Source organism: Pseudomonas sp. Pseusp3, assembly GCF_047304225.1.
In the GTDB taxonomy this organism is placed as follows: Bacteria; Pseudomonadota; Gammaproteobacteria; order Pseudomonadales; family Pseudomonadaceae; genus Aquipseudomonas; species Aquipseudomonas fluorescens_CD.
Genome location: NZ_JBGLYV010000030.1, coordinates 61,173 through 67,643, shown reverse-complemented (window position 1 = coordinate 67,643; position 6,471 = coordinate 61,173). Strand labels below are relative to the sequence as shown.

At 58.9% G+C, this 6,471-nt stretch carries 5 protein-coding genes; 1 reads left to right on the top strand and 4 read right to left on the bottom strand.

Annotated elements, in window-relative coordinates; genetic code table 11:
- Positions 1-224: 224 nt before the first annotated feature.
- The 3 genes from ahpF to ACCD00_RS12945 all read right to left on the bottom strand — a co-directional run bounded on the left by ahpF (position 225) and on the right by ACCD00_RS12945 (position 3,570).
- On the bottom strand, positions 225-1,787 hold the full coding sequence (gene ahpF, locus ACCD00_RS12955; protein ID WP_413424993.1) for an alkyl hydroperoxide reductase subunit F: 1,563 nt from the start codon (positions 1,785-1,787) through the stop codon (positions 225-227).
- A 141-nt stretch (positions 1,788-1,928) separates the two neighbouring features.
- The gene (gene ahpC, locus ACCD00_RS12950) at positions 1,929-2,492 is read right to left on the bottom strand and encodes an alkyl hydroperoxide reductase subunit C (RefSeq protein WP_007975937.1); all 564 of its coding nucleotides are present in this window, start codon (positions 2,490-2,492) and stop codon (positions 1,929-1,931) included.
- Positions 2,493-2,631: 139 nt separating this feature from the next.
- A complete protein-coding gene (locus ACCD00_RS12945; RefSeq protein ID WP_413424990.1) occupies positions 2,632-3,570 on the bottom strand; it encodes a site-specific integrase in 939 nt (312 codons plus the stop codon).
- 413 nt (positions 3,571-3,983) lie between these two features.
- Between ACCD00_RS12945 and ACCD00_RS12940 the strand changes: the two genes are divergently transcribed.
- Entirely contained in the window at positions 3,984-4,994 is a 1,011-nt protein-coding gene (locus ACCD00_RS12940; RefSeq protein ID WP_413424988.1) for a DNA-binding protein, read from the top strand.
- Here ACCD00_RS12940 and gorA read toward each other — a convergent pair.
- Positions 4,991-6,349 carry a glutathione-disulfide reductase gene (gene gorA, locus ACCD00_RS12935; protein WP_413424986.1) on the bottom strand — a complete coding sequence of 453 codons (1,359 nt, stop codon included), beginning with the start codon at positions 6,347-6,349 and terminating at the stop codon, positions 4,991-4,993. The genes ACCD00_RS12940 and gorA overlap by 4 nt on opposite strands.
- Positions 6,350-6,471 lie beyond the last annotated feature (122 nt).

Here is a 6,471-nt window from a genome sequence, read left to right as displayed (position 1 = left end):
GCGAGCGAGCTCGCTCCTACAGGCGTTGTGTTTTCAGTGCCGGCGCCGATGCCCCTTGTAGGAGCGAGCTTGCTCGCGAAAAACCCGAGAACGCCGCGGGGCGCCTGCCAACCAGCGTTATCGTTAACGACCATCGCGAGCGAGCTCGCTCCTACATGGGTGATGTGCAGGGCAAAAAAAACCCCATGATCAATCATGGGGTTTGGTGTTTTCAGCACTGGGCTTTATGCCGGGGCGGAAGTACGAATCAAGTGATCGAAGGCGCTGAGAGAAGCTTTGGCGCCCTCGCCCACCGCGATCACGATCTGCTTGTACGGAACAGTGGTCACGTCGCCGGCAGCGAACACACCCGGCACCGAGGTTTCACCGCGAGCGTCGACGATGATCTCGCCGCGCGGCGATAACTCTACGGTGCCTTTGAGCCAATCGGTGTTCGGCAGCAGACCGATCTGCACGAAGATCCCTTCCAGTTCCACACTGCGCAATTCGTCGTTCTGGCGATCCTTGTAGCGCAGGCCGTTGACCTTCTGACCGTCACCGGTGACTTCAGTGGTTTGTGCGCTGGTGATCACGGTGACGTTGGGCAGGCTGTGCAACTTGCGCTGCAATACCGCATCGGCACGCAACTGCACATCGAACTCCAGCAGCGTGACATGGGACACGATACCAGCCAGGTCGATGGCCGCTTCGACACCCGAGTTGCCGCCACCAATCACTGCCACGCGCTTGCCTTTGAACAACGGACCGTCGCAGTGCGGGCAGTAGGCAACACCTTTGTTGCGGTATTCCTGCTCGCCCGGAACATTCATTTCTCGCCACCGCGCACCGGTCGCCAGAATCACGCTCCTGGCTTTCAGTGATGCGCCGCTGGCGAAGTGAATCTGGTGCAGCTCGCCATTCTTGCCGGGTACCAATTTGTCGGCACGCTGCAGGTTCATGATGTCCACGTCGTACTGCTTGACGTGTTCTTCCAGGGCCACTGCCAGTTTCGGCCCTTCGGTTTCCTGCACCGAGATAAAGTTCTCGATGGCCATGGTGTCCAGCACCTGCCCACCAAAGCGCTCGGCAGCGACACCGGTGCGAATACCTTTGCGGGCCGCATAGATTGCCGCCGAAGCACCGGCCGGGCCACCGCCAACCACCAGCACATCAAAGGCATCCTTGGCGCTGATTTTCTCGGCCTGGCGTTCGATGCCGCTGGTGTCGATCCTGGCGAGGATTTCTTCCAGGCCCATGCGGCCCTGACCGAAGTTCACACCGTTCAGGTAAATGCTGGGCACGGCCATGATCTGGCGCTCGTCGACTTCGCCCTGGAACAGCGCACCGTCGATGGCGACATGGCGAATGTTCGGGTTCAGTACCGCCATCAGGTTCAACGCCTGGACCACGTCCGGGCAGTTCTGGCATGACAGCGAGAAGTAAGTCTCGAAGTTGAACTCGCCTTTGAGCGAGCGAATCTGTTCGATCACTTCCGCACTGGCTTTGGACGGGTGACCGCCGACTTGCAGCAGGGCCAGCACCAGGGACGTGAATTCATGGCCCATCGGGATGCCGGCGAAACGCAGGCTGATATCCGCTCCCGGGCGATTGATCGAGAACGACGGCTTGCGTGCATCATCGCCGTTGTCGAGCAAAGTAATCTGGGTGGAAAGACTGGCAACGTCTTTCAATAGTTCGAGCATTTCCCGGGATTTCGCACCGTCGTCGAGGGAAGCAACGATCTCGATCGGCTGGGTGACCCGTTCCAGGTACGATTTCAACTGGGCTTTAAGATTGGCGTCCAACATACGGGCGATTTCCTTTTTGCTGATTCATTTGGAACAGACATAAAAAAACGCCCGAGCGAATCTCGCCCGGGCGTTTTTTATTGGGCGGTGCAGCTTGCTTAGAAGGTGCGGAAGTCCGCCCTGATGAAGCGCGTCACAGACTTAGATCTTGCCGACCAGGTCCAGGGACGGAGCCAGAGTGGCCTCGCCTTCTTTCCACTTGGCAGGGCAAACCTGGCCCGGGTGAGCAGCGACGTACTGGGCAGCCTTGATTTTGCGCAGCAGCTCGGAAGCGTCACGGCCTACACCGCCATCGTTCAGTTCAACGATCTTGATCTGACCTTCCGGGTTGATCACGAAGGTGCCACGGTCAGCCAGACCAGCTTCTTCGATCAGCACGTCGAAGTTGCGGGAGATGGCGTGGGTCGGGTCGCCGATCATGGTGTACTGGATTTTGCCGATGGCTGGCGAAGTGTTGTGCCAGGCCGCGTGGGCAAAGTGGGTGTCGGTGGAAACGCTGTAGATCTCGACGCCCAGTTTCTGGAAAGCGTCGTAGTTGTCAGCCAGGTCTTCCAGCTCGGTCGGGCATACGAAGGTGAAGTCTGCCGGGTAGAAGAAAACCACAGACCATTTGCCTTTCAGGTCAGCGTCCGAGACTTTTACGAAGTCGCCATTTTTGAATGCGTCAGCTTTGAACGGTTTAACTTGGCTGTTGATGATAGGCATCGTTGACTCTCCGTCAGGGGGTTAAGAAGTTGATGGAGAGAACTTTACCCACTCGTCGGATAGAAGGCTCATTGGCAAACCTCATGCTGCTGATTGGCTTTCGCTATTAGCCGGCTGTATTAATAGAAGAAAACGGTATCTAGGACTCAATCGGCCTTTCTGTAATGCGTGCCATCCCGAAGAACGGACTGGCCTCGATGTAACGCATGGCCGACTTCATGTCCTTCCAGCCCACGTAACTCATGAGCGACTTCAAATCCCAGCCACTTTGATGCGCCCAAGTCGCAAAGCCACGGCGCAAGGAATGGCTGGTGTAGAGTTCGGCGGCAATGCCGGCGCGCTCCAGCGCCTGACGCAATAACGGAATCACGCTATTGGCGTGCAACCCCTCCTCGCCCAAATGCCCCCAGCGGTCGACGCTACGGAATACCGGCCCACGCACCAGGGCTGCCTCGGTAATCCAGTCGATGTAAGCCTGCACCGGACACAAACGCTGCAAGGCCGGCGTTTGATACGTCTTGCCGAGGTTGTCGCGATCACTCTTGCTGCGCGGCAGATAGAGACTGATGCCGGAACCAGCGCTTGCCTGCACGTGTTCAACCCGCAGCCGGCACAACTCATCACTACGAAAGCCGCGCCAGAAGCCCAGCAGGATCAACGCCATGTCGCGCCTGGCCCGCAGCAAACCCGGTCGGTCGCCTTCGGCCCTGGCGGTTTGCACTTCCTGCTCCAGACAACTGACCACCTGCTCCAGATGCTGAAGCTGCAAGGGTTCGGCCTGTTTTTCCTGGGCCGGGTGCAGCGCGCGGATGCCCTTGAACACCTTGCGCACCACCGGCGCCTTGGTGGGATCGGCAAAACCCTGGCTGTTGTGCCACTGCGCCAATGCCGACAAACGCAGTTTCAGCGTATTGATCGATAACACGCCGGCATGGGCCACCAGGTAGCGCGCCACGCTGTCGCCGGTTGCCGGCAGAAAACCGCCCCACGTGACTTCGAAGTGTTCGATGGCTGCCCGATAGCTGCGACGGGTGTTGTCGCGAGTCGCCGCTTGCAGATAGCGATCCAGATCGCTCATAGAAAATGAACCTGTTTGACCGACTGTAGGAGCGAGCTCGCTCGCGATGATCGTTAACGATAACGCTGGTTGCCAGGTGCCCCGCGGCGTTCTCGGGTTTTTCGCGAGCAAGCTCGCTCCTACGGCGGCACGAATAACACAAAACTCTGTAGGAGCGAGCTCGCTCGCGATGGTCGTCAACGATAACGCTGGCTGGCAGGTGCCCCGCGGCGTTCCCGGGTTTTTCGCGAGCGAGCTCGCTCCTACAGGGTTTGTGTACGGAAATAGCGCGAGGAATACCTCGAAACCGTGATCACACGGGGTAATACCAGTATATCCCGTGTCAGCTACATTCAGTATTTAACTTTTCAGATTGAATGGTACAATGTGTATTTACGTGGTACGTACCACATCATCAAATCCCGGGAGAACTCATGGCACGCGGCGGTGTAAATAAAGCGGTGGTGCAAGCCGCTCGGTTGGCGATCCTCGCCCGTGGCGAAAACCCCAGCATCGATGCCGTACGGATCGAGATGGGCAATACCGGTTCGAAAACCACGATTCATCGCTACCTCAAAGAGCTCGATGACAGGAACGAACCGGTCGAACCACCGGCGGAACCGATTGACGACGAACTGATGGCGCTGGTGGCGCGGCTCGCACAACGCCTGAAGGAGCAAGCGCAGGAGCCCATCGACCAGGCGCGCGCGCAGTACGAGGAACAACGCAAGGCGCTGGAAAACCAGCTCGGCGAAGCGCAAGAAGCCAATAGCGAACTGCACCAGCAATACGAGTTTCAGAGCCTGGCGCTGACTCAGGAATCCGAGGCCCTGCAAGAAACCCGCGCCATGCTGCAAACGGAGCAAACCCGCAACGCCGGGCTGAACCAGGCGCTGGCCGATTTCGAATTACGCTTGAAAGACAAGGACGAGCAGATTCGCTCCCTTGAAGAAAAACACCTGCACACTCGGGACGCACTGGAGCACTACCGCAACGCGGTCAAGGAACAGCGCGAACAGGAATTGAGTCGCCATGAAGGCCAGGTGCAACAGATACAGATGGAGCTGCGCCAGGCACAACAAAGCGCGCTGGTGCGCCAGGACGAAATCACCCAATTGCACCGCGACAACGAACGCTTGCTGACCGAAAACCGCGGCACGCTGCGCGAGCTGAGCCTGCTCCAAGAACAGCTCAAGCAAAGCAATACCCGTCAGGATCAGTTGCTGGAACAGGCCACCCGCGTCGACAGCGAGCGCACCCTCCTCCAGGAACGCCTGCGCGTCGCCCTGCTGGAAAGCCAGGCCCTCAAACAGAACGTCGACGAGCAGTCGCAGCTCAACAGGTCACTGGAAATCGAGCTGACCAGAACCCGGACGGATCTGGAAGAACGCGTACGTCTGGCCGCAACCATTGCGGCAGCGGCAGACGCAGCGAAGGACGATTAACCGGCGACCGGCGTACGCATGGTGACGAACTCTTCGGCGGCCGTCGGGTGCACCCCGATGGTTTCGTCGAAGTCGCGCTTGGTGGCGCCGGCCTTCAAGGCAATCGCCAGACCCTGGACGATTTCACCGGCATCCGGACCGACCATGTGGCAACCCAATACCTTGTCGGTCCTGGCGTCGACCACCAGCTTCATCAGCGTGCGCTCCTGACATTCAGTCAGGGTCAGTTTCATCGGCCGGAAGCGGCTTTCGAAGATCTGCACGTCGTGGCCGGCTTCGCGGGCCTCTTCCTCGGTCAACCCGACGGTGCCGATGTTTGGCAGGCTGAACACCGCCGTCGGGATCATCTTGTAATCCACTGGACGATACTGCTCCGGCTTGAACAGGCGTCGCGCAACCGCCATGCCCTCTGCCAGGGCAACCGGTGTCAGCTGAACACGACCGATCACATCGCCCAGCGCCAGGATCGACGGCTCGGCGGTCTGATACTGCTCATCGACCTCGACAAAGCCTTTCCTGTCGAGTTTGACCCCGGTGTTTTCCAGCCCGAGATTGTCCAGCATCGGACGACGGCCCGTGGCGTAGAACACGCAATCGGCTTCCAGCTGGCGACCATCCTTGAGCGTGACTTTCAGACTACCGTCGGCCTGCTTGTCGATGCGCTCGATGTCCGCGTTGAATTGCAGGTCCATGCCGCGCTTGGTCAACTCTTCCTGCAAGTGCTTGCGCACGGAAGTGTCGAAGCCGCGCAGGAACAGTTCACCGCGATACAACAGCGTGGTCTCGGCGCCCAGGCCGTGGAAGATCCCGGCGAACTCGACCGCAATGTAGCCCCCGCCCACCACCAACACTCGCTTGGGCAGTTGTTTAAGGAAGAACGCCTGGTTGGAACTGATGGCATGCTCGTGCCCCGGGATTTCCGGAATCTGCGGCCAGCCACCGGTAGCGATCAGGATATTTTTGGCGGTAAAACGCTCGCCATTGATCTCGACCTGATGCGGATCGACGATCCTGGCGTGACCTTCATGCAAGGTCACGCCACTGTTGACCAGCAGGTTGCGATAAATCCCATTGAGGCGATTGATCTCGCGGTCCTTGTTGGCGATCAGCGTCGGCCAATCGAACTGCGCCTCATCCAGGTTCCAGCCAAAACCGGAAGCCTGCTCGAAGTCTTCGGCGAAGTGCGCACCGTAGACCAGCAACTTTTTCGGCACGCAGCCGACGTTCACACAGGTACCGCCCAGGTAGCGGCTCTCGGCCACGGCCACTTTCGCACCGAACCCGGCGGCAAACCGCGCAGCCCGCACACCACCGGAACCGGCACCAATCACGTAAAGGTCAAAATCGTAGGCCATTTTCAATCTCCTCGGCAGGTGACCAGCATACCCGCAGACATTTGTGGGGCAAGCGCTGCACACGATATGGGGCTGGAAAATGAAAAAGCCACCCGAAGGTGGCTTTTCGATACAACAGGTCG

Coding starts and splice junctions, on each gene's coding strand:
- ahpF (WP_413424993.1), bottom strand. CDS start 1,787: ATGTTGGACGCCAATCTTAAAGCCCAGTTGAAATCGTACCTGGAACGG.
- ahpC (WP_007975937.1), bottom strand. CDS start 2,492: ATGCCTATCATCAACAGCCAAGTTAAACCGTTCAAAGCTGACGCATTC.
- ACCD00_RS12945 (WP_413424990.1), bottom strand. CDS start 3,570: ATGAGCGATCTGGATCGCTATCTGCAAGCGGCGACTCGCGACAACACC.
- ACCD00_RS12940 (WP_413424988.1), top strand. CDS start 3,984: ATGGCACGCGGCGGTGTAAATAAAGCGGTGGTGCAAGCCGCTCGGTTG.
- gorA (WP_413424986.1), bottom strand. CDS start 6,349: ATGGCCTACGATTTTGACCTTTACGTGATTGGTGCCGGTTCCGGTGGT.